Source organism: Vibrio sp. D173a, from assembly GCF_030248475.1.
The window spans coordinates 1-20098 of sequence record NZ_JAHGAH010000158.1 but is presented as its reverse complement, the minus strand read 5'-3'; the positions used below and the strand labels follow the sequence as shown (position 1 = coordinate 20098).

Annotated in this window: 15 protein-coding genes; 7 read left to right on the top strand and 8 right to left on the bottom strand. The window is 47.0% G+C overall.

What is annotated here, in order from left to right; translation table 11 throughout:
• Positions 1 to 36 precede the first annotated feature (36 nt).
• From fruB to fruA, 3 genes are read left to right on the top strand one after another with little or no spacing between them, the layout of a single operon-like run.
• The gene (fruB, locus tag KIV40_RS16360; RefSeq protein ID WP_285350237.1) at positions 37 to 1170 is read left to right on the top strand and encodes a fused PTS fructose transporter subunit IIA/HPr protein; all 1134 of its coding nucleotides are present in this window, start codon (positions 37 to 39) and stop codon (positions 1168 to 1170) included.
• A gap of 11 nt (positions 1171 to 1181) precedes the next feature.
• Positions 1182 to 2156 carry a 1-phosphofructokinase gene (gene pfkB, locus KIV40_RS16355; protein WP_134977139.1) on the top strand — a complete coding sequence of 325 codons (975 nt, stop codon included), beginning with the start codon at positions 1182 to 1184 and terminating at the stop codon, positions 2154 to 2156.
• 19 nt (positions 2157 to 2175) lie between these two features.
• Positions 2176 to 3921 carry a PTS fructose transporter subunit IIBC gene (gene fruA, locus KIV40_RS16350; protein WP_285350235.1) on the top strand — a complete coding sequence of 582 codons (1746 nt, stop codon included), beginning with the start codon at positions 2176 to 2178 and terminating at the stop codon, positions 3919 to 3921.
• A 230-nt stretch (positions 3922 to 4151) separates the two neighbouring features.
• Here the strand turns inward: fruA and KIV40_RS16345 are convergent, their stop codons facing one another.
• The 4 genes from KIV40_RS16345 to KIV40_RS16330 form a co-directional block, all read right to left on the bottom strand.
• Positions 4152 to 4865 (bottom strand): hypothetical protein, encoded by a 714-nt coding sequence (locus tag KIV40_RS16345; RefSeq protein WP_005431234.1) that lies wholly within the window; start codon positions 4863 to 4865, stop codon positions 4152 to 4154.
• A gap of 309 nt (positions 4866 to 5174) precedes the next feature.
• A complete protein-coding gene (locus KIV40_RS16340) occupies positions 5175 to 8234 on the bottom strand; it encodes an efflux RND transporter permease subunit (protein WP_285350234.1) in 3060 nt (1019 codons plus the stop codon).
• Positions 8234 to 9295: an efflux RND transporter periplasmic adaptor subunit gene (locus tag KIV40_RS16335; protein ID WP_285350233.1), complete on the bottom strand. Its 1062-nt coding sequence runs from the start codon at positions 9293 to 9295 to the stop codon at positions 8234 to 8236. The genes KIV40_RS16340 and KIV40_RS16335 overlap by 1 nt, the downstream gene beginning before the upstream one ends.
• Complete coding sequence (locus KIV40_RS16330) at positions 9295 to 10368, bottom strand: efflux RND transporter periplasmic adaptor subunit (RefSeq protein WP_285350232.1); 1074 nt, start codon at positions 10366 to 10368, stop codon at positions 9295 to 9297. The genes KIV40_RS16335 and KIV40_RS16330 overlap by 1 nt, the downstream gene beginning before the upstream one ends.
• Before the next feature lie 163 nt (positions 10369 to 10531).
• Here KIV40_RS16330 and KIV40_RS16325 point away from each other — a divergent pair, with 163 nt between their 5' ends.
• On the top strand, positions 10532 to 11257 hold the full coding sequence (locus tag KIV40_RS16325; protein ID WP_005431288.1) for a TetR/AcrR family transcriptional regulator: 726 nt from the start codon (positions 10532 to 10534) through the stop codon (positions 11255 to 11257).
• A 474-nt stretch (positions 11258 to 11731) separates the two neighbouring features.
• Here the strand turns inward: KIV40_RS16325 and gcvT are convergent, their stop codons facing one another.
• Together gcvT and KIV40_RS16315 are read right to left on the bottom strand one after the other, a co-directional pair.
• Complete coding sequence (gcvT, locus tag KIV40_RS16320) at positions 11732 to 12850, bottom strand: glycine cleavage system aminomethyltransferase GcvT (RefSeq protein WP_285350230.1); 1119 nt, start codon at positions 12848 to 12850, stop codon at positions 11732 to 11734.
• Between the two features lie 267 nt (positions 12851 to 13117).
• Entirely contained in the window at positions 13118 to 13741 is a 624-nt protein-coding gene (locus KIV40_RS16315) for an XRE family transcriptional regulator (protein WP_285350229.1), read from the bottom strand.
• A 378-nt stretch (positions 13742 to 14119) separates the two neighbouring features.
• Between KIV40_RS16315 and KIV40_RS16310 the strand changes: the two genes are divergently transcribed.
• From KIV40_RS16310 to gcvP, 3 genes are all read left to right on the top strand, one after another.
• Entirely contained in the window at positions 14120 to 15415 is a 1296-nt protein-coding gene (locus tag KIV40_RS16310; RefSeq protein WP_005431251.1) for a serine hydroxymethyltransferase, read from the top strand.
• A 51-nt stretch (positions 15416 to 15466) separates the two neighbouring features.
• Positions 15467 to 15847, top strand: coding sequence for a glycine cleavage system protein GcvH (gcvH, locus tag KIV40_RS16305; protein ID WP_005431364.1), 381 nt, complete (start codon positions 15467 to 15469; stop codon positions 15845 to 15847).
• Between the two features lie 129 nt (positions 15848 to 15976).
• Positions 15977 to 18841 (top strand): aminomethyl-transferring glycine dehydrogenase, encoded by a 2865-nt coding sequence (gcvP, locus tag KIV40_RS16300; RefSeq protein WP_285350228.1) that lies wholly within the window; start codon positions 15977 to 15979, stop codon positions 18839 to 18841.
• A 249-nt stretch (positions 18842 to 19090) separates the two neighbouring features.
• Here the strand turns inward: gcvP and KIV40_RS16295 are convergent, their stop codons facing one another.
• Positions 19091 to 19546 (bottom strand): GNAT family N-acetyltransferase, encoded by a 456-nt coding sequence (locus KIV40_RS16295; RefSeq protein ID WP_285350227.1) that lies wholly within the window; start codon positions 19544 to 19546, stop codon positions 19091 to 19093.
• A 144-nt stretch (positions 19547 to 19690) separates the two neighbouring features.
• Positions 19691 to 20044 (bottom strand): hypothetical protein, encoded by a 354-nt coding sequence (locus KIV40_RS16285; RefSeq protein ID WP_045373428.1) that lies wholly within the window; start codon positions 20042 to 20044, stop codon positions 19691 to 19693.
• Positions 20045 to 20098 lie beyond the last annotated feature (54 nt).

Here is a 20098-nt window from a genome sequence, read left to right as displayed (position 1 = left end):
AATTAGAAATAAAGACCTTAAGGCTGGAGAAGCACCATGCTTAAGCTAAGTAAGAACGACATTACCCTATCTCAATCCGCTACAGATAAATTTGAAGCGATCAAAAACATCGCTCAAAGCCTTACAGACAAAGGTCTGGTAGAACAAGGTTATGTAGAAGGCATGCTAAACCGTGAAAACCAGAACTCTACGTTTCTAGGTAACGGCATCGCAATTCCTCACGGTACGACTGACACGCGCTCAATGGTGAAAACCACTGGCGTTGCTGTACACCACTTCCCAGAAGGCGTTGAATGGGGCGACGGCAACAAAGTATTCGTTGCTATCGGTATCGCCGCGAAATCGGACGAGCACTTAGGCATTCTTAAGCAGCTAACAAAAGTATTGGGTGCCGACGGCGTTGAAGAGCGTCTACGCAATGCAAAAAATGAAGACGACATCATTGCCCTACTTCATGGCGACGTTCAGCTAGAAGCCGATTTCGATGCTTCTCTCATTCAATTGCTATTCCCAGCAAGTGACATGATTCAGATGAGCGCGGTTGCTGGCGGCCTACTTAAAAACACAGGTTGTGCAGGTACAGAGTTCGTTGCAGACCTAGTAACAAAAACGCCTACACATCTAGGCCAAGGTCTATGGCTAGTTGGTAGTGATAAGCAAGTAACCCGTACTGGTGTTGCTTTTGTATCAACAGCAAATGATTGTGAGTTCGAAGGCGAGAAAGTACGCGCTCTAGTCGCTTTTGCTGCTTGCAACAATGCTCACCAATCTATCCTAAGCACGATTTCAAAGCTTGTGTTCAACAACGAACACAGCAAGCTGCTTGATGGTTCTGCTGAACAGATCCTTGCACTGTTCAAAGGCGAAGAAATGGCAACAGAAGCGGCTAAAGATGGCAACACAGCGATCTTCAAAATCAAAAACGCTCACGGCCTACACGCTCGTCCAGGCGCGATGCTAGTTGCAGAAGCGAAGAAGTTCGAATCGAACATCCGCGTAGCAAATCTAGATGGCGACGGCAAAGCGGTAAACGCAAAGAGCCTAATGAAAGTTATCGCACTAGGCGTGAAACACGGCCACCAGCTTCAATTCTCTGCTGAAGGTCCAGATGCTGCACAAGCACTTGAATCAATCGGCAAAGCAATCGCATCTGGTCTTGGCGAAGGTTAAGGGGCGAGAGAATGACAGCATTGAAAACAAACAAAGTCGTTACCATCACACTTAACCCTGCCCTTGACCTCACTGGCTCACTAGACGCACTAAAAGTCGGTTCTGTTAGCCTAGTTGAAAAGAGCAACCTACACGCTGCGGGTAAAGGCGTAAACGTGGCGAAGGTACTGAGCGATCTTGGTGCGGACGTTACCGTGACGGGCTTTCTTGGCAAAGACAACCCAGAGCTGTTTCACCAACTATTTAGCGATATCAACGTGAAGAACGAATTCGTTGAAGTCGAAGGCGCAACCCGTATCAACGTGAAATTAGTTGAAGCCGATGGCCAAGTCAGCGACATCAACTTCCCTGGCGTTCAAGTTACGGCAGAAGAAATCGTACGCTTTGAAGAAACCCTATTCCGCCTTGCAGAAACACACGATTACTTTGTATTGGCAGGCAGCCTACCGGGCGGCGTTACTGCAGAGCAATGCGCAGCATGGATTGAGAAACTGCATCAGCAAGGTAAGAAAGTCTTATTCGATAGCAGCAAAGCTGCGCTGCGTGCGGGCATCGACGCTCACCCTTGGTTGATCAAACCAAACGATGAAGAGCTAAGTGACTTTGTCGGCGAGCACCTTTCAACCCCAGAACAATGCCAAGAAGCAGCGCAGACGCTAAGCGACAAAGGCATTGAGAACATCGTGGTTTCTATGGGTGCAGACGGCGTGATGTGGCTGAACCAAGGTGAATGGCTTCGCGCGCAACCACCACGAATGAATGTTGTAAGCACCGTTGGCGCAGGCGATACGCTTGTGGCTGGCTTGTGCTGGGGTCACATGCAAGTGATGCCGAAGAACGATTTACTGCGCTTCGCTACGGCGCTTTCTGCCCTAGCAGTGAGCCAAGTTGGCGTTGGCCTAACCAGTCAGGAAGAACTGGAGAACATTAAGCTCCAAACCGAAGTTACCGAGCTTTACCCTAATACGAACTTAGACAAAAACTAAGGAACAGAAGGTTATCAGTATGAATATTGCCATTATTACTGCTTGTCCAAGTGGTGTTGCGAACAGCATCATTGCGGCAGGCCTACTAGAACAAGCAGCAGCCAAGTTGGGTTGGAACGCAAAGATTGAATGCCAATCAAGCGTGGTTGAACCAACACTGCTAACAGACGCTGACATTGAACAAGCAGAAGCGATCGTAATTGCGGCTAACACTCCAGTTGATACTTCTCGTTTCGTAGGTAAAAAAGTCTACCAAGCAAATATCAGCACCGTTACAAAAGACGCAATGGCTTTCCTGCAAACTGCGGTTGAAAACTCAGCAACACTAGAGCAAGTAACCACAGTTACGGCACAAGTAGCAGCACCAGCAGAAAGCGCATCTGCAACAAAGAAGATCGTTGCTATTACTGCATGTCCAACTGGCGTAGCACACACTTTCATGGCAGCGGAAGCGCTAGAGGAAGAAGGCAAACGTCGTGGTCACCAAATTAAAGTGGAAACGCGTGGCTCTGTAGGTGCAAAAAACCAACTGACTGACCAAGAAATCGCAGACGCAGATTTGGTGATCATCGCAGCGGATATTGAAGTACCTCTTGACCGCTTCAACGGCAAGAAGATGTACCGCACTAAAACAGGTCCAGCGCTGAAGAAAACAGCGGAAGAAATGGACAAAGCGTTTGAACAAGCAACCGTATACCAACACTCTGGCTCTTCTAGCGCATCATCAGCGACAGAAGAGAAGAAAGGCGCATACAAGCACCTAATGACAGGTGTATCTCACATGCTTCCAGTTGTGGTAGCCGGTGGTTTGATCATCGCCCTATCCTTCGTATTTGGTATCGAAGCATTCAAAGAAGAAGGTACGCTGGCAGCAGCACTGATGAACATCGGTGGTGGCTCTGCATTCGCATTGATGATTCCAGTTCTTGCTGGTTACATCGCCTTCTCTATTGCCGACCGTCCAGGTCTGGCTCCGGGTCTTGTGGGCGGTATGCTAGCAAGCTCAACTGGCGCAGGTTTCCTTGGAGGTATCGCAGCAGGTTTCATCGCCGGTTACGCAGCGAAGTTCCTAGCCGACAAAGTAAAACTTCCACAATCAATGGAAGCGCTTAAACCGATCCTTATCATTCCTTTCGTGGCGACACTGTTCACGGGTCTGGTGATGATTTACATCGTAGGTGGTCCGGTTTCAGGAATCATGAACGGCCTAACTGACTTCCTAAACAACATGGGTTCTGACAGCGCAGTTCTACTCGGTATTATCCTTGGCGCAATGATGTGTTTCGACCTAGGTGGTCCAGTAAACAAAGCCGCTTACGCATTCGGTGTGGGTCTATTGGCTTCGCAAACTTACGCTCCAATGGCGGCAATCATGGCGGCAGGTATGGTTCCTGCGCTTGGTATGGGTCTTGCGACATTCCTTGCTAAGAACAAGTTTGAGCAAAGCGAGCGTGAAGCGGGTAAAGCATCATTCGTTCTTGGTCTGTGCTTTATCTCTGAAGGTGCTATCCCATTTGCAGCGAAAGATCCAATGCGTGTTATCCCATCATGTATGGCAGGTGGCGCACTAACAGGTGCACTTTCTATGCTGTTCGGTGCAAAACTGATGGCACCACACGGTGGCTTATTCGTGCTGCTTATCCCTAACGCAATCTCGCCAGTACTGATGTACTTGGTAGCGATTGCAGCAGGTACAGCGGTAACGGGCTTCACTTACGCGTTCCTAAAGAACAAATCAGAAGCGAAACAACAAGCTGCCGCTTAATCGCAAACAGCGATTAAATAACAGTTAACAATGCCTCCCTCGATTTGGCATTCGACACCTCCCTCTAGCCTCGGCTTTGGGAGGTGTTTTTTATTATGCCCAAGTAACCTCGACAGCCATGGGATAACAAATACCATATCGGGCACAAGAGCCTCTAAAACAAAGGGCTAACGCTTATAATAAGTGTTCGCCCTTTTCTTGTTTAAGTTGGCAGTGTTTAAACCGACAATTTATTGCATTGGTACTGATTCAACATCCACATCACCGCTGCTCAAGTTCACTGTCGCATTGTAGACATTATGTGGGTCACCATGGTGTTTAAAGGTGAAGTGATACACGTTCGCCGGGGTCCAAATCTGCTTATCATCGGCTGGCATAATATCGTAACCATCTTGTTGGTATAACTCGGTCGCCATAACATACGCCGTAGCGGTTTGTACCTGGGTATTACGATCAACTTTAGGTTCTAGTGAAGGGTTCGTTGGGTAAGACTCTCCGTTGTAACTCATCTGACGGTAAGCACCATTACTCCACACTACAAAGTCTTGCCAACCGTTACTGTAGCTGTCAATGAGTGCAATTGGTGTTCTTGTTACCGACATGCGGTTCAGTACTTTGCCGTTGTTATCGAACATATACGCCGTGCAACCACCACTTCCGCAGAAGAAACGGTCTTGGAATAACACCAAATGCTCTGCTGTGCCGTCACTATTCAAATCCGCTGATCCAGTAACATAACGAATTTTATCTGTTTCTAAAGAAAGGCCCTGTGGCATCAGAACGCTTTGGTCGATCCAAGTTGCAATTGTGGCTGCATCCGCGCTTTTTAATTCTACTGGCGCTTGAGAGTCTGCGTTATCGGTAGAGATGCCGTCTGTTGAAGAACAGCCAATTAGCGTTAGTGAGCCTAAAAGGAAGAGTCCGTGTAATCCGCGATTGTTCATTTGCGTTCGCTCTTTTATTGTTGATGTGCTCTTAGTATACGCAAGATTTATCAATCGCTTGTAAGAAAATCATAAAAATCAGTGAGGTGTACACTAAACCACCAGCGCTGGTTTTCGCCTTCATTCTCTTCTCGACTCTACACTCTCGCCTCCATTATCTTTCTCTCTCTTTCTTTCTCTCTCTTTCCTCTCGTATCTCGTATCTCGCATCTCAATTCTCAATTCTCAATTCTCTTGGATCAAAAAAGCCCTGAGGAAAATCCCCAGGGCTAGGCAGGAATCTGACAATAATAAAAGTCAGGAAGTCCCTTATGCAGCGGTTGGTTTGATCTTAAACAGAATTGCAAACATGACTGGTACAACAATCAGAGTCAAAACTGTAGCAAAACCAAGGCCTGCCATAATCGTAATCGCCATTGATCCGAAGAACGCATCAAACACCAATGGAATCATACCGAGGATGGTGGTCAGTGCCGCCATACTTACTGGTCGAACACGGCTGATCGCACTGTCGACAATCGCTAAGTAAGGATCCTTACCTGACGCTAGCTCTAGGTTAATCTGGTCAAGAAGTACGATACCGTTTTTCAGAATCATACCGCTCAAACTCAATAGACCAAGGAACGCGGTAAAGCTGAATGGCATATTCGTGGTTAACAAACCAAACGACACACCGATGATAGACAGCGGAACTGTGAACCAAATAACCAGTGGCTTCTTCAGTGAGTTAAACAGCAGCATCGTAATGATGAACATCAACAGGTAACCCATTGGCAGTGAGCCAAACAGACCTTCTTGCGCATCTTTCGATGACTCGTACTCGCCACCCCAAGTGATTTCGTACCCTTCTGGAATATGCAGTGCCATCACTTTTGGTTGAACACGAGCAAACAAGCTTGCCGCTGTATCGTCACTCAGTACATCGTGGTCAGCCAATACCGTTAGAGTACGCTTGCGGTCACGACGCTGAATTAACGGCTCTTCCCAATCCAGTTTCACTCCATCAATCACTTGGTCTACTGGAATGTAGCTTTGAAGCGATGGACTCCAGATATTCACATTTTGCAGCGATTCAAAATCCACACGTTCCGCCTCTGGCAGACGCGTCATGATAGGCAGAATGTGCGTACCATCGCGAAGGAAGCCCAGTGTGCTGCCACCAAACGCCATTTGTAGTGTGCTTGAAAGATCTTCTTTCGAGATACCTAAACGGCGTGCTTTCGATTCGTTAAATACAGGCACTAACTCTTTAGTGCGCTCACGCCAGTCATGACGGATATTACGAGCTCCCGGATCAGTATGCAGAATGTCTTCGACTTGCACCGCTAAGTCACGCAGCACTTGTGGATCTGGGCCAGTAATACGCGCTTCAATCTTAGACGCTGGTGACGGGCCGAATTCCATCAACTTGAACTGAAACGTTGGCTTATCGAACGTCTTCTCTAGGTTGTCGTCCAGCTTATGCAGTAGCTCAAACATGTTCTCACGGTCCGTATTACGAACTTGGAACTGTGCGTAGGCTTCGTAGCTCTTCTCCGGTTGGTAAGTCAGAGCGAAACGCTGCAAACCTTGACCAATCGACGCTGAAACAAAATCAATGTTGTCTTGAGTACGGATGTAGCTTTCAACTTCTTCCGCTTTCTTGATGGTCTCGCGAATGTCAGTGCCTTCTGGCATCCACATATCAACGTAGAACATTGGCGTGTTTGATGGCGGGAAGAACTGTTGCTTCACACTACCAAACGCAACCACAGCACCAACGAGCAATGCCACCATGCCTGCTACCGTTAACCAACGGAAACGCAACGCAAATTTAAGAGACGCACCAAACGCTACGAACAACCAACCTTTATATGGGTCTTCGTCTTCTGCATCTGCATTCTTGTCTTCTTCTTTCAATAGAAGATCCGCAAGGAATGGCGTTAGCGTAATCGCGGTAATCCAGCTCAAGAATAGTGAGAAACATAGAACCCAGAACAGAGAGCCCATGAACTCACCAGTCGCATCTTGTGACAGACCGATAGGTGCAAACGCGGTAATAGCAATGACTGTTGCACCAAGCAGCGGCCACTGTGTTTGTCTAACAATGTCTGTAGCGGCTTGAACTTTGGTTCGTCCTTTCTTAAGACCCACCAATATTCCCTCGACCACCACGATGGCGTTGTCCACCAGCATACCAAGTGCAATGATCAGCGCGCCAAGTGAGATACGGTGCAGCTCAATGCTGTTGTAGTTCATCAAGATGAAGGTACCGAATACCGTCAACAACAAAACCAAACCGATGATCACACCACTGCGTAGACCCATGGTGAACAGCAGTACGATGATTACGATAGCAACCGCTTCTGCCAAGCTAATAACAAACGCTTTTACAGAATCGTCTACTTCTTGTGATTGGTTGTAGAAGTAGTTCATATCGATACCAGCGGGCTTGATGGTCTCAAGGCTTGCTAGTTCAGCTTCAATACGTTGACCGACTTCTACCACGTTTACGCCAGAAGCAAACGAAATACCGATGTTAATCGCTTTCTTGCCGTTGTACAGCAGCACATTGCCTGGTTTTTCTTGAATGCCACGGCTGATGGTCGCCACGTCTTTCAAGCGAATCAGGTTACCCGTATCGCGACCATGAATAATCAGGTTCTCTAGTGCTTCAACCGTGTTTAATGTACCGCTTGGGCGAATAATAAGGCTCTCGCCGTTTACCATTACCTCACCTGCAGAAACCACATTGTTCTGTTGGTTCAGCAAGCCAGAAATTACATTCATGTCGAGGTTTAAAGCCGCCAAGCGATCCAATGAAATCTCAACAAACAGCATCTCTTGTTGGTCGCCAGCGATATCAACTTTACCCACGCCATCGATCAATTCGAGTTCACGCGTGAGTTGGTCTGCGTAACGTTTCAATTCTACGTAATCGTAGTCATCACCCGTTAGCATCAGCATTACGCCGTACACGTCACCAAAGTCATCAATGATTTGCAGAGATTGAACGCCTTGCGGCAAAGTTGGTTGCAGATCGTTGATTTTACGGCGCATTTCATCCCAGATTTGCGGCAATTCGTCCGGACCGTAATCCATCTTCATGCTCACCATAATCTGTGACATACCACTTGAGGACGTCGACGTAATCTTATCGATATAAGGCAGCTTACGAATCTCTTTCTCAAGCGGATACGTCAGCTCTTCTTCTACTTCTTTAGAAGTCGCACCAGGATAAGTCGCAATCACCATCGCATCTTTGATGGTAAATGCCGGGTCTTCCAAGCGACCAAGTTCTAGGAACGACGTCACACCGCCGATCGCTAGAATAACGATGAACAGCCAGCTGATGACTTTGTTCTTAATTGAGTATTCAGCAATGCTCATTATTGTTGTTTCTCCACCACATCCACATGCTTACCTTCGCGCAGTTTACGTAAGCTGGAATTCACTAATACATCGCCTTGAGCAACACCTGATGACACAATTGCACCTTCGCCATTAACTTGGTCGATGGTTACTTCCACTTTAGTGACGGCGTCACCATTTAATTTCCAAACAAAAAACTCACCATCTTGATTGCCCGCTTGTAATGCAGTCATTGGGATGTTGTAGCCATCAATGGAAGTAATACCTGCTGCTACCATGTCTACTGCAACGCTTACGCTGGTACCCGGCAGAATCTCTTCCTCAGGTTGTGGCATAGTTAGATACATTTGGTAAGTTTGCGTTTGAGCATTTGGCTCACTGGTGTGCTCCAAATAATCCAACGCATAAGATTTCGCGTCACCCGAGAACGTGGCTTGAGGCTGGTAGCTCATGCTTTGCGTATTTGGATTCACCATCGCAAGTACGTTGTCTGACAACTCGATACGAACGTACACTTTGTCGCTCTGATAAAGGTTTAAAACCGGCTCACCAATCGCAACACGCTCAAATCGCTCTTTGAATACATCCGAAACCTTGCCCGCAAACGGTGCGAACAAACGTGTGTAGTTCAATTGGTTTGTCGCGTTGTAGAAGTTTGCTTCCGCCAGTTCTTTGTTTGCTGTTAGTTCATCCAGCTCCGCTTTTGAAATCATTTGGCGGTTATGCAGCTCTTCACCACGTTTAAGCTGACGAATCGCAAGCGTGTATTGTGCTTCTGCGTCGTTGACCGCTTGCTTCTCTTTGCTGTCGTCTAGCTTGGCGATCATCTGGCCTTGTTTCACCGTGTCACCCGCTTTGACTAACACATGCTGAACTTCGCCTGCGCGACGGAATGCAATTGGCGTTTGCTCGGCAGGCACAACCTGACCTTTAAATGTGCGGTATTGGCTTTTTACGGGAACATCGACTGATACTGTCGAGACATACAAAGGCTGCTCTGCGATCACTTCGTCTGTACTGTTACAACCAGTGAGTACCGCCAGTGCGATAGCCGATACTGTGAATAATGAACGTTTCATTAGATACCTTCCTCACGAACCCAAGCTTTCACCACTTGGCCTTCCACTAGGCGTTCAACACCTGCGATAACCACGTAGTCGTTGTTATCTAAACCAGACTCCACAGCGCCATTAGCATTTAGTGACAATGTCACCTTATTTACTTGTTGTGTATCGCTGTCCATGACCCAAACTTCACCGTGAGCCGCGTCTTTCGATACCCAAGCCGCATTTGGTAGCATCATCGCGTTGGATACATTTTGCTTCGCGATGTGTACTTGCCCTGTCATGCCCGTTAACAAGTTACGATCAGAAGGTCGAGTAATCGTCACGATCGCTTCATAGCTGTTGGTATCGGCATTCGGTTGGGTTGAGATTTCTTTGAACGTGCCTTGGATGCGGTTGTTGGGCTCGCTGTCCATCGTCACCCACATCTCTGCGTCTTTAAGTGCGTTGAGTGACACCGCTTCGGCGTAAGTCACCGGAAGAGTGAACGACACGTCCAACGTGGTGTTGTCGATTAGGTTTAGGATTTCTTGCTTAGCCGCCACCACTTGATAAGGCTTCACGTAGGTATAAGACACCACACCATCAAACGGCGCATGAATCTCTGTGTAGCTCAGGTCGGTTTTTGCTTGCTCTAAGCTTGCCAGTGCCGCTTTGTATTGGGTTTCTTGCTGGTCATAGCTATCAGTGCTGATCAGCTTCTTGTTGTACAAGCTTTTTGAGCGTTCCCATTGCGTTTTTGCTAATGCGTACTGCGCTTGTGATGCATCAAGCGCCAGCTGCAAATCTTTTGGGTCTAGCGTCGCAAGTACATCGCCCTGCTTCACCTCTTCACCCATTCGCACGATCAACTTCTCAATTTCGCCACCAACCTGAAACGAAAGTTGCGCTCTGTAGGTTGCATCTATTCGTGCAAGGAATGCATCGGAATCGGCAACCGTTAGATCATTAACAGCCAGCAATTTTACCGGTTTGATTAAAGGCTCGGACGGCTCTGATACGGCTTTGTTACACCCTGTCAGCATCGTGGCGAGGCTCAATACCACCGCTGCTCCGACAAATGTGCGCTTTAAGTATTGTTTTCGCACTGGCTTTCTCCATCGACTTTATGTTTATTACACAGTCGTGCAGTATATTGATCGCAAAAAAATGATCAACATATTTTCCATGTGGATAATAAAATAATTAGTCAAAATGGCCCGTTTCTGGTAAAAATAGGCGCGTTGATTAATATTCGGGAAAATTCGAACTATGACAGAAAGAAAGCAAGGCCGTAGAAGTGCCGAAGCCGCTGAGCAAACTAAGTGCCTGATTCTTAGAGTCGCGGCAGATATGTTCTGTGAGTTAGGGTACGAACGAGTTTCGCTTCGCAACATCAGTGAGAAAGCTGGTGTGTCCCATAGTTTGATTCGCCACCACTTCGGCAGTAAAGAGAAGATCTGGCAAGCAGTGAGCGACGGCATGGATGACTTCATGCAAAGCTACATGGCGCAGCTGGTCAACGAAATGCCAGAAAACACCCCGTCTAATCAAAAAATCTACTTGTTCATGGTAAGAATGTTGGCATTTGCGCTCATGAACCCGCACCCAATCCAAATGATTGCGGATGCGATTCGCCAAGACGACGACGCCCTACTGCAATACTTCTTGCGTTCGGAAGATGAATTTGCGGCGATCTTCACTCAGCTATTCTCAGAATATAATCGGGAGTTCCCTGAAACACCGACCGATCAATGGGAATCAAAATGGCAAATGCTGTTGTTCGCTCATGGCGCAGTGAGCCTAACGCCGATGATGCAAAAAACATGGCCAGCGATGGCAGAAAACCGAGATAAGCTACTGATCAACCATTGGGAGCTGTTCAATACCATCATGGCGAACCAATTTGGCATCAGCAAAGAAGACATGATTCACCCAGAGCATTTGAGTGAAATCGTGATTAAGATGTGCTGTCCGATTGAAGAACTGACCGCTTAACAGACGCCTGTTCAACAAACATAAAAAATGCCGAGCACTGAGCTCGGCATTTTTGTTTGTACTTGTCGCTTTAGCGAGGAAACGAAAGGAACCTACTTCATCGTTACTTATTTCTATACCCAAGTGACTTCAAGATGCAGGATTCAGAGCGTTGTCATTGATTCGAGGTCAAGGAAAACGACGCCGCGTAATAGCCAGCTCTTTCCAAGTTGTTTGACGCAGAGATCGGGGCAATGACACGCTCTCGAAGGGCGAGCTGTCTTGGCTTGTATACTTTGTTGTCGATTCTTGATTTAGAGTGACTAGATCTTTAAATCGCCGCCGCGTCTACAAACCAAGTCATTCTCGCTGAACCTAGCATCTCGAGGTTACTTGGGTATAAACGCAGCACTGTAATTATACAGCGCGTGGGAGGTAGATTCCAAGTCTCGCTGAATGACGATCTTTAATTAGCTCACTCAATCAATAAGCTAATTATCCGCGGTAGTAGCGTTGTGGAACGAACGGCATTTTTTCTACCGTCATTGGTAGCATTTTGCCACGTACTTCTGCGAACAACTCTGTACCGATCGCCGCAAGGTCTGCGCGTACATAACCCATTGATACTGGCTTACCTGCGTTAGGACCTGCTGTACCACTGGTTACCACACCGATCTTGTTGCCTTCTGCATCAAATAGCTCCGCGCCTTCACGCACTGGTGCTTTGGTTTGACCTACTAAACCAATACGCTTACGAGCAACATCTTTTGTTTCGATTTGCTTAAGAATGATGTCTGCGCCTGGGAAACCACCAGCACGCTCGCCATCAGCGCGACGTACTTTTTGAATGCCCCATAGTAGGCTTGCTTCAACAGGCGTTGTTGTTGTGTCTAGGTCATGACCGTATAGACACAGACCACACTCTAGACGCAGTGAGTCACGTGCGCCAAGGCCGATCCACTCAACTTCTTCTTCGCCAGTTAGCTTACGAGCAAGCTCTTCTGCTTTGTCAGACGGTACCGAGATTTCGTAACCATCTTCGCCCGTGTAACCACTACGAGAAATAATGCACTCAACGCCGAGTAGCTCAACTTTACGAACGTCCATAAACAGCATCTCGGCTACTTCAGGAGCAAAGCGTGCTAGTACCTCTGCCGCTTTAGGACCTTGAATCGCAAGTAGTGCACGATCATCGATGATTTCTAGCTCGATGCCAGAAGGAAGATGCGCTTGAAGGTGAGCAATGTCTTGCTCTTTACATGCTGCGTTTACTACAACAAACAGATGATCGCCAAGGTTAGCCACCATCAAATCGTCCATGATGCCGCCCTGCTCGTTAGTAAAGAAAGCGTAACGCTGTTTGCCTGCACCTAGGTCAACAATGTCTACTGGAACCAAAGTTTCTAGGAATGCTGCTGCACCGTCACCAATCAAACGAAGTTGACCCATGTGAGAAACATCGAACAGACCTGCTGCATCACGTGTGTGTAAGTGTTCTTTCTTAACGCCTAGTGGGTATTGAACTGGCATGTCGTAACCCGCGAACGGGACCATCTTTGCGCCTACTTCAACATGAAGTGCATGCAGTGGTGTTTTCAGAAGTTCTTGAGTCATTTTCGTCTCCATTTAGATAGACCCGAGAATGCTGTCGGCATTCGCATCGAATAATGTTTCCAATAATAAACACGCTTGATTCAATTTTGCACGAACAAGACATCCCTCGACTTTCAAAAGTGTGACTTTTAACATTTTAATCACAACAAAACGCACAAAAAAGGCGCTCTGTTGAGTGAGATATCATCAACAGAGCGCCATCATAACGCATTTAAAACCAATAGCAATCGTTTGCCTTCACTATAGGAAATTTACAACTATTTATCACTATTTGGCTGTGACCCACAAAATGTGCGCGTCTTCCTCACTCACACTGGTCAACATATGACCCATGTTCGCATCGTAATACACACTGTCGCCTTCGCTTAATACAACAGGCTCATAGAACTCAGAATAAAACATCACTTCACCGGACAAGATAAGCAAAAACTCTTCGCCATCATGACGAACCCAGTCTTTGTATTCATCAAAACTGCGGGCACGGATTTGGCTCTTAAAAGGCATCATTTTCTTATTGGAAAGTTGAGTCGCCAGAAGCTCATGCTCGTAGGTTTGGGTTGGGTGTGGTTTACCCTCTTTCTTCTTGGTCACATCTCTACGCCCTGTCGCAACCTTTTTTCTCGGTGGTTCAAACAGTTGCGGCATATCGATTTGCAAGCCGTGCGCTAATTTTTGCATGGCTTGGAACGTCGGAGAAATCTGTTCGTTCTCTATCTTACTTAGCGTAGAACGCGCAAGGCCAGTACGTTGGCTTACCTCTTCTAACGTAATGCCGAGTTTGGAGCGGATATCTTTGATGCGTTGACCGAGCTTAAGCGGTTCAATATTTTGGTCTTGCTGCTCTTTTGCCAACGTCATTGACGGGTATTCATCGTAAATACTTTCTGCCATAAATCCCTCTTTAAAACTCCCTTATTCCTTTCTATTAGCATTGTGCATGAAGCCTATAGTGGATAAAAGTCCACCGAGTTAATTAAAGCGTGCTCTTGTTAACAAAACCAGAAATCTCGTTTCCTATAGGAAATTTTTGGTTGATTGTTCGTGCCGCAGGCGCTATGTTACCAACTTGTTAGATGTAGAGATGCACATTTCCGTAAGAGATTGGAGAAGGAAAACCACAATCCGACGGAGTTTTGCCCACTTATTCGGGCCGAAAGTCACTCTGTTCTGCTATGCAGTTCAGCTGTTTTGAGGACAAATGAACCACCATCGCAATCAAACAACTATTTCTACTGCGGGTTCATTTTCAGATTTGGAAGGTCAACTACCATGAACAAGAGTTACCCTAACCACAGCTTGGAAAACTTTTTCTCTACCAACCTCTCTGCGACAGATGACGCTGTCTTTGCTGGAATTCAGGCAGAATTCGCTCGCCAAAACGAACAAATCGAACTTATCGCTTCTGAGAACATCGTTTCTAAAGCGGTAATGCAAGCTCAAGGCACATGCCTAACAAACAAATACGCTGAAGGTTACCCAGGTCGCCGTTACTATGGTGGTTGTGAGCACGTAGATACAGTGGAAGCCATTGCTATCGAACGCGCGAAAAAACTTTTCAATTGTGAATACGCAAACGTTCAACCACACTCAGGCGCTCAAGCAAATGGCGCAGTAAAACTGGCATTGCTTCAACCTGGCGACACCATTCTTGGTATGTCTCTAGACGCAGGTGGCCACCTAACTCACGGTGCTCGCCCTGCACTTTCTGGTAAATGGTTTAACGCAGTTCAATACGGCGTTGACCGCGAAACACTAGAAATCAACTACGACGACGTTCGTGAGCTAGCACTTGAGCACCAACCTAAAATGATCATCGCAGGTGGTAGTGCAATTCCACGTACTATCGACTTCGCAAAATTCCGTGAAATCGCAGACGAAGTAAACGCGATTCTTATGGTCGACATGGCGCATATCGCCGGTCTTATCGCAACAGGCGCGCACCCTAGCCCGCTTCCTCACGCACACGTTGTTACTACAACAACGCACAAAACATTGCGTGGTCCACGTGGCGGTATGATCCTGACTAACCACGAAGACATCATTAAGAAAATCAACTCTGCGGTATTCCCAGGTTTACAAGGCGGCCCACTGATGCACGTGATTGCTTCTAAAGCAGTGGCATTCGGTGAAGCCCTAGGTCCTGAATTCAAAACTTATATTGATTCAGTGATCAACAACGCAAAAGTCATGGCAGAAGTATTGCAAACTCGCGGTTGCGACATCGTAACCGGTGGTACTGACACGCACCTAATGCTGGTTGACCTTCGCCCTAAAGGTTTGAAAGGTAACAAAGCAGAAGAAGCACTAGAGCGTGCAGGCATCACATGTAACAAAAATGGCATCCCATTCGACACAGAGAAGCCTATGATTACATCGGGCATCCGTTTAGGTACGCCTGCGGGTACAAGCCGCGGCTTTGGCGCTGAAGAATTCAAACTCATTGGTAATTGGATTGGTGACGTACTGGATGGTTTGGTTAGCAACCCAGAAGGTGACGCAGAAGTAGAAAAACGCGTACGCAAGCAAGTTAAAGAGCTTTGCAGTCGCTTCCCTCTTTACCAGTAAACGATTTTTTATATCAGAATAAATCCTGACAAGTTATTTGGAGATTAAGCAATGGACAAAACACTGAAGTTTACAGATAGCCACGAGTGGGTACGTGACAACGGTGACGGCACAGCAACTATCGGTATTTCTGAGCACGCTCAAGAGATGCTAGGTGACGTGGTATTCGTTGACCTACCAGACGTGGAAGATGAAGTCGAAGCGGGCGAAAGCTTTTCTTTGGTGGAGTCTGTAAAAGCGGCTTCAGACATCTACTCACCAATCACTGGCGAAGTAGTTGAAATCAACGAAGAACTAGAAGACAGCCCAGAGCTAATCAACGAAGAACCATACGAAGGTGGTTGGATTGTGAAAGTGAAGCTTTCAGACCCATCTGAGTTGGATGACTTAAAAGATGCGGAAGAATACCTAAGCTCTATCGAAGAAGAGTAATTAGGATGAGACGAAAGCTGTCCCCTAGCATAACGATTAGTGGACAGCTTTTTTTCTAGGTTCGGACGTATAATTTAATTTATCAGTAGCGTAAATCCGTTACCCGAGCCAAGGAGTAGGTAAAGGACAATGACTGAATTACTTCAAAGCCTCAGCACACAAAACGAGTTCGTTGCTCGCCACAACGGACCAAACAAATCTGACCAACAGAAAATGTTGGAAGCGATCAACGCAGTAAGCCTAGATTCGCTTATCGACGAAACCGTACCAGCACAAATTCGCCTAGAGCAGCCAATGAGCTTGGCAGAAGCGAAAAGCGAAGCAGACATGCTGGCAGCGATGCGTAAATTCGCTGAGCAAAACCAAATCAAACGTACATTCATTGGTCAGGGTTACTACAACACCTTCACGCCAAACGTAATCCTACGTAACGTGATGGAAAACCCGGGCTGGTACACCGCTTACACTCCTTACCAACCAGAGATCTCACAAGGTCGTTTGGAATCACTTCTAAACTACCAACAAATGGTGATGGACCTTACTGGTATGGAAATCGCAAACGCGTCACTGCTTGATGAAGCAACGGCAGCGGCAGAAGCGATGACGCTTTGTAAGCGTGCGGGTAAGAGCAAGAGTGACGTATTCTTCGTTGCTGACGACGTTCACCCACAAACCATCGAAGTAGTAAAAACTCGTGCGAAATTCATCGGCTTTGAAGTCCTAGTTGGTTCTCTAGATTCACTGCCAGAACAAGACGTATTTGGCGCACTAGTTCAATACCCAGGCACAACGGGTGAAGTTCGTGACCTAACCGACATCATCGCAAAAGCGCAAGCGAACAAAACGCTAGTGACTGTAGCGACTGACCTATTGGCTTCTGCCCTACTAAAACCTGCGGGTGAAATGGGCGCAGACGTAGCAATCGGCTCGGCACAACGTTTCGGCGTACCTATGGGTTACGGCGGTCCACACGCAGCCTTCATGGCAACACGTGACAAGCACAAGCGTACAATGCCAGGTCGTGTTATCGGTGTTTCTATCGATACTAACGGCAACCAAGCACTGCGCATGGCAATGCAAACGCGTGAGCAACACATCCGTCGTGAAAAAGCGACATCAAACATCTGTACCGCTCAAGCACTGCTAGCGAACATGGCGTCTTTCTACGCGGTTTACCACGGCGCAGAAGGTCTACGCACGATTGCTCGTCGTACGCACCACATGACCGCTATCCTAGCTGCTGGCCTAACGAAAGGCGGCTTCGAACTTGCTCACAACAGCTTCTTCGACACCATCACCATCAATACTGGTGCACAAACTGAAGACCTATACGCGAAAGCACTCGCCGCAGACATCAACCTACGTAAGTTGGGTACTCAGCTAGGTGTAAGCTTCGACGAAACCACGACCGTGGCAGACGTAGAAGCCCTATTTGCAGTATTCGGTGTGAAAGAAGAAGTCGCAGCACTATCAACGGAAATTGCAGGCAACGAGTTTGCAGCGATTCCAGAAGCACTGCGCCGCACAACAGAATACCTAACGCACCCTGTGTTTAATACGCACCACAGCGAAACACAGATGATGCGTTACCTAAAACAGCTTGAGAACAAAGACTTCTCGCTAACGCACGGCATGATCCCACTGGGCAGCTGTACGATGAAGTTGAACGCAGCAGCAGAAATGATCCCAGTAACATGGCCTGAGTTTGGTTCGATCCACCCGTTCGCACCAGCAGACCAAGCAGCCGGTTACGCAGCACTAGCAAAAGATCTGAAAGAGAAGCTGTGTGAAATCACAGGCTACGACGCATTCTCGCTACAACCAAACTCTGGTGCATCAGGTGAGTACGCCGGTCTTATCGCGATTCAACGCTACCACGAAAGCCGTGGCGAAGGTCACCGCAACGTATGTTTGATCCCAAGCTCTGCGCACGGTACTAACCCTGCGACAGCGTCTATGGTGTCAATGAAAGTGGTTGTGGTTAAGTGTGATGAAGAAGGCAACATCGACGTCACTGACCTAGCAGCGAAAATCGAGAAACACAAACATAACCTATCAAGCATAATGATCACTTACCCTTCTACGCACGGCGTATACGAAGAACAAGTGAAAGAAGTGTGTGAAATGGTTCATGCCGCGGGCGGTCAGGTTTACCTAGACGGCGCAAACATGAACGCACAGGTTGGTCTAACAACACCGGGCTTCATCGGCTCAGACGTTTCTCACTTAAACCTACACAAAACCTTCTGTATCCCACACGGTGGTGGCGGTCCGGGCATGGGTCCTATCGGTGTGAAATCGCACCTAGCGCCTTTCCTACCAGGTCACATTGAAAACGGTGCAGACGGCGAAAACTTCGCAGTATCCGCAGCAGATATGGGTAGCGCATCTATCCTGCCTATCTCTTGGGCATACATCGCGATGATGGGTGAAGCTGGCCTAACAGACGCAACAAAAGTAGCGATTCTGAACGCGAACTACGTGATGGAGCAATTGCGCCCTCACTACCCTGTTCTTTACCGTGGCTCAAACGGCCGTGTAGCGCACGAATGTATTATCGATATTCGTCCACTAAAAGAAGAAACAGGCATCAGCGAAGAAGACATCGCGAAGCGTCTAATGGACTACGGTTTCCACGCACCAACCATGTCGTTCCCTGTAGCGGGCACGCTAATGGTTGAGCCAACGGAATCGGAAGACCTAGAAGAGCTAGACCGCTTCTGTGACGCAATGATCGCAATCCGTGAAGAGATGGCGAAGGTTAAGAACGGTGAATGGCCGCTAGATAACAACCCGCTTGTTAATGCGCCACACACTCAAGTTGATCTAGCGAAAGAAGAATGGGATCGCCCTTACTCTCGTGAGCTTGGCTGCTTCCCTTCTAAAGCAACTAAGTCTTGGAAGTACTGGCCAACAGTAAACCGCGTAGATAACGTATACGGCGACCGTAACCTAATCTGCTCGTGCCCAAGCATCGATAACTACGAAGATTAATTTTGTAGAATCTAAATAGACAAAGGCGAACCGAATGGTTCGCCTTTTTGTTTTGGAGCAAGACTTTTAAAACTTGTTTATGGACAATTCCGTTTTAGCAAGATTGCTACTTTAACAAAGCTTGAATTAGTAAAAGTATCGATAAATTCGTTATGTGATTGTCCAGCATCACTTGATCAGATCAGCAGCACGTATAGCAAAAATACTACACGTTGCGGATCACTTTTAAACAGATTATTAGCGGACAGCCTACAATGCGAGTTTAAACCCTTCATGTGTTGCTTTGAATCCAAGCTTTTCATAGAACCTGATTGCATCAGGACGCTTCTTGTCACTTGTTAACTGAACGATTGTACAGCCTTTGCTTTTTGCCAGTTCGATAGCATGTGCGAACATTTGCTCACCGAAGCCTTGTCCACGGTAGTCACTATGGATTCGAACACCTTCGATAAGACAACGCCAACTACCAATATGTGTCAGGTAGGGAATAAAAGTAATTTGAAGCATCCCGACTAGAGAGTTTTCCAGTTCAACAACCAGTAATTCGTTGTTTGGATCTCGTGTAATCGCTTCAAACGCTTCAATGTACGCACTATTCAGCGGAACAGACGCGTCTTCTCTTTTACTACCAAGCGGGTCATTTGAAAGCAAAGCAACAAGACTTTCCAAATCTTCAAAATCAGCTGAACGATACTTTAATTCCATCTATAGTTCCTTATTATTTTTGGCTGCTAGCGCCCCGCTTAAGGGGTGAGCAACGCAATGCTGAAGCTCCCGCATACCAACTTAAACACTATAACCAACGCATAGTAAAAATGCCGCGCGTTACGAATCACTCTAAAAAAGTTGTTATGTAGCGATGCTCGCAAGGACACAAACCAAGAATGCAGGCACGCCAGCTATGAGTAGTTTGATACAAAAGGCTGTATTTTCTGAGAACCGCTCATCATCGATTTCGTCCACAACACTACGGTCAACCATTGAGTCTGTAATCCTATCAACCTTGTCGTCAGACTGCACCATACCCCCCAGAGGCGGATACATGAAAAATAAGGCTGTCGTTCCCCATATAAGCATTACGATGAAAAATGCATAGTCCGATACAAACTTAAGTCCAAAGAAGCCCGTAGACATCTCTAGACCAACAACTATTACGGCTGCTATTACATTCGCAACCAATACAAATCGAACTAAACCAAGCATTTATACTCCATTTCTTACCTAGCTACATAACGCCCTGTTCTTACGAATCCCCTC

Bases quoted from the DNA above. Each gene is read 5' to 3' on its own strand.
- KIV40_RS16345 (WP_005431234.1), bottom strand. From the start codon at position 4,865: ATGAACAATCGCGGATTACACGGACTCTTCCTTTTAGGCTCACTAACG.
- pfkB (WP_134977139.1), top strand. From the start codon at position 1,182: ATGACAGCATTGAAAACAAACAAAGTCGTTACCATCACACTTAACCCT.
- gcvP (WP_285350228.1), top strand. From the start codon at position 15,977: ATGACTGAATTACTTCAAAGCCTCAGCACACAAAACGAGTTCGTTGCT.
- KIV40_RS16310 (WP_005431251.1), top strand. From the start codon at position 14,120: ATGAACAAGAGTTACCCTAACCACAGCTTGGAAAACTTTTTCTCTACC.
- gcvH (WP_005431364.1), top strand. From the start codon at position 15,467: ATGGACAAAACACTGAAGTTTACAGATAGCCACGAGTGGGTACGTGAC.
- fruA (WP_285350235.1), top strand. From the start codon at position 2,176: ATGAATATTGCCATTATTACTGCTTGTCCAAGTGGTGTTGCGAACAGC.
- KIV40_RS16285 (WP_045373428.1), bottom strand. From the start codon at position 20,044: ATGCTTGGTTTAGTTCGATTTGTATTGGTTGCGAATGTAATAGCAGCC.
- KIV40_RS16335 (WP_285350233.1), bottom strand. From the start codon at position 9,295: ATGAAACGTTCATTATTCACAGTATCGGCTATCGCACTGGCGGTACTC.
- KIV40_RS16295 (WP_285350227.1), bottom strand. From the start codon at position 19,546: ATGGAATTAAAGTATCGTTCAGCTGATTTTGAAGATTTGGAAAGTCTT.
- KIV40_RS16340 (WP_285350234.1), bottom strand. From the start codon at position 8,234: ATGAGCATTGCTGAATACTCAATTAAGAACAAAGTCATCAGCTGGCTG.
- fruB (WP_285350237.1), top strand. From the start codon at position 37: ATGCTTAAGCTAAGTAAGAACGACATTACCCTATCTCAATCCGCTACA.
- gcvT (WP_285350230.1), bottom strand. From the start codon at position 12,850: ATGACTCAAGAACTTCTGAAAACACCACTGCATGCACTTCATGTTGAA.
- KIV40_RS16325 (WP_005431288.1), top strand. From the start codon at position 10,532: ATGACAGAAAGAAAGCAAGGCCGTAGAAGTGCCGAAGCCGCTGAGCAA.
- KIV40_RS16315 (WP_285350229.1), bottom strand. From the start codon at position 13,741: ATGGCAGAAAGTATTTACGATGAATACCCGTCAATGACGTTGGCAAAA.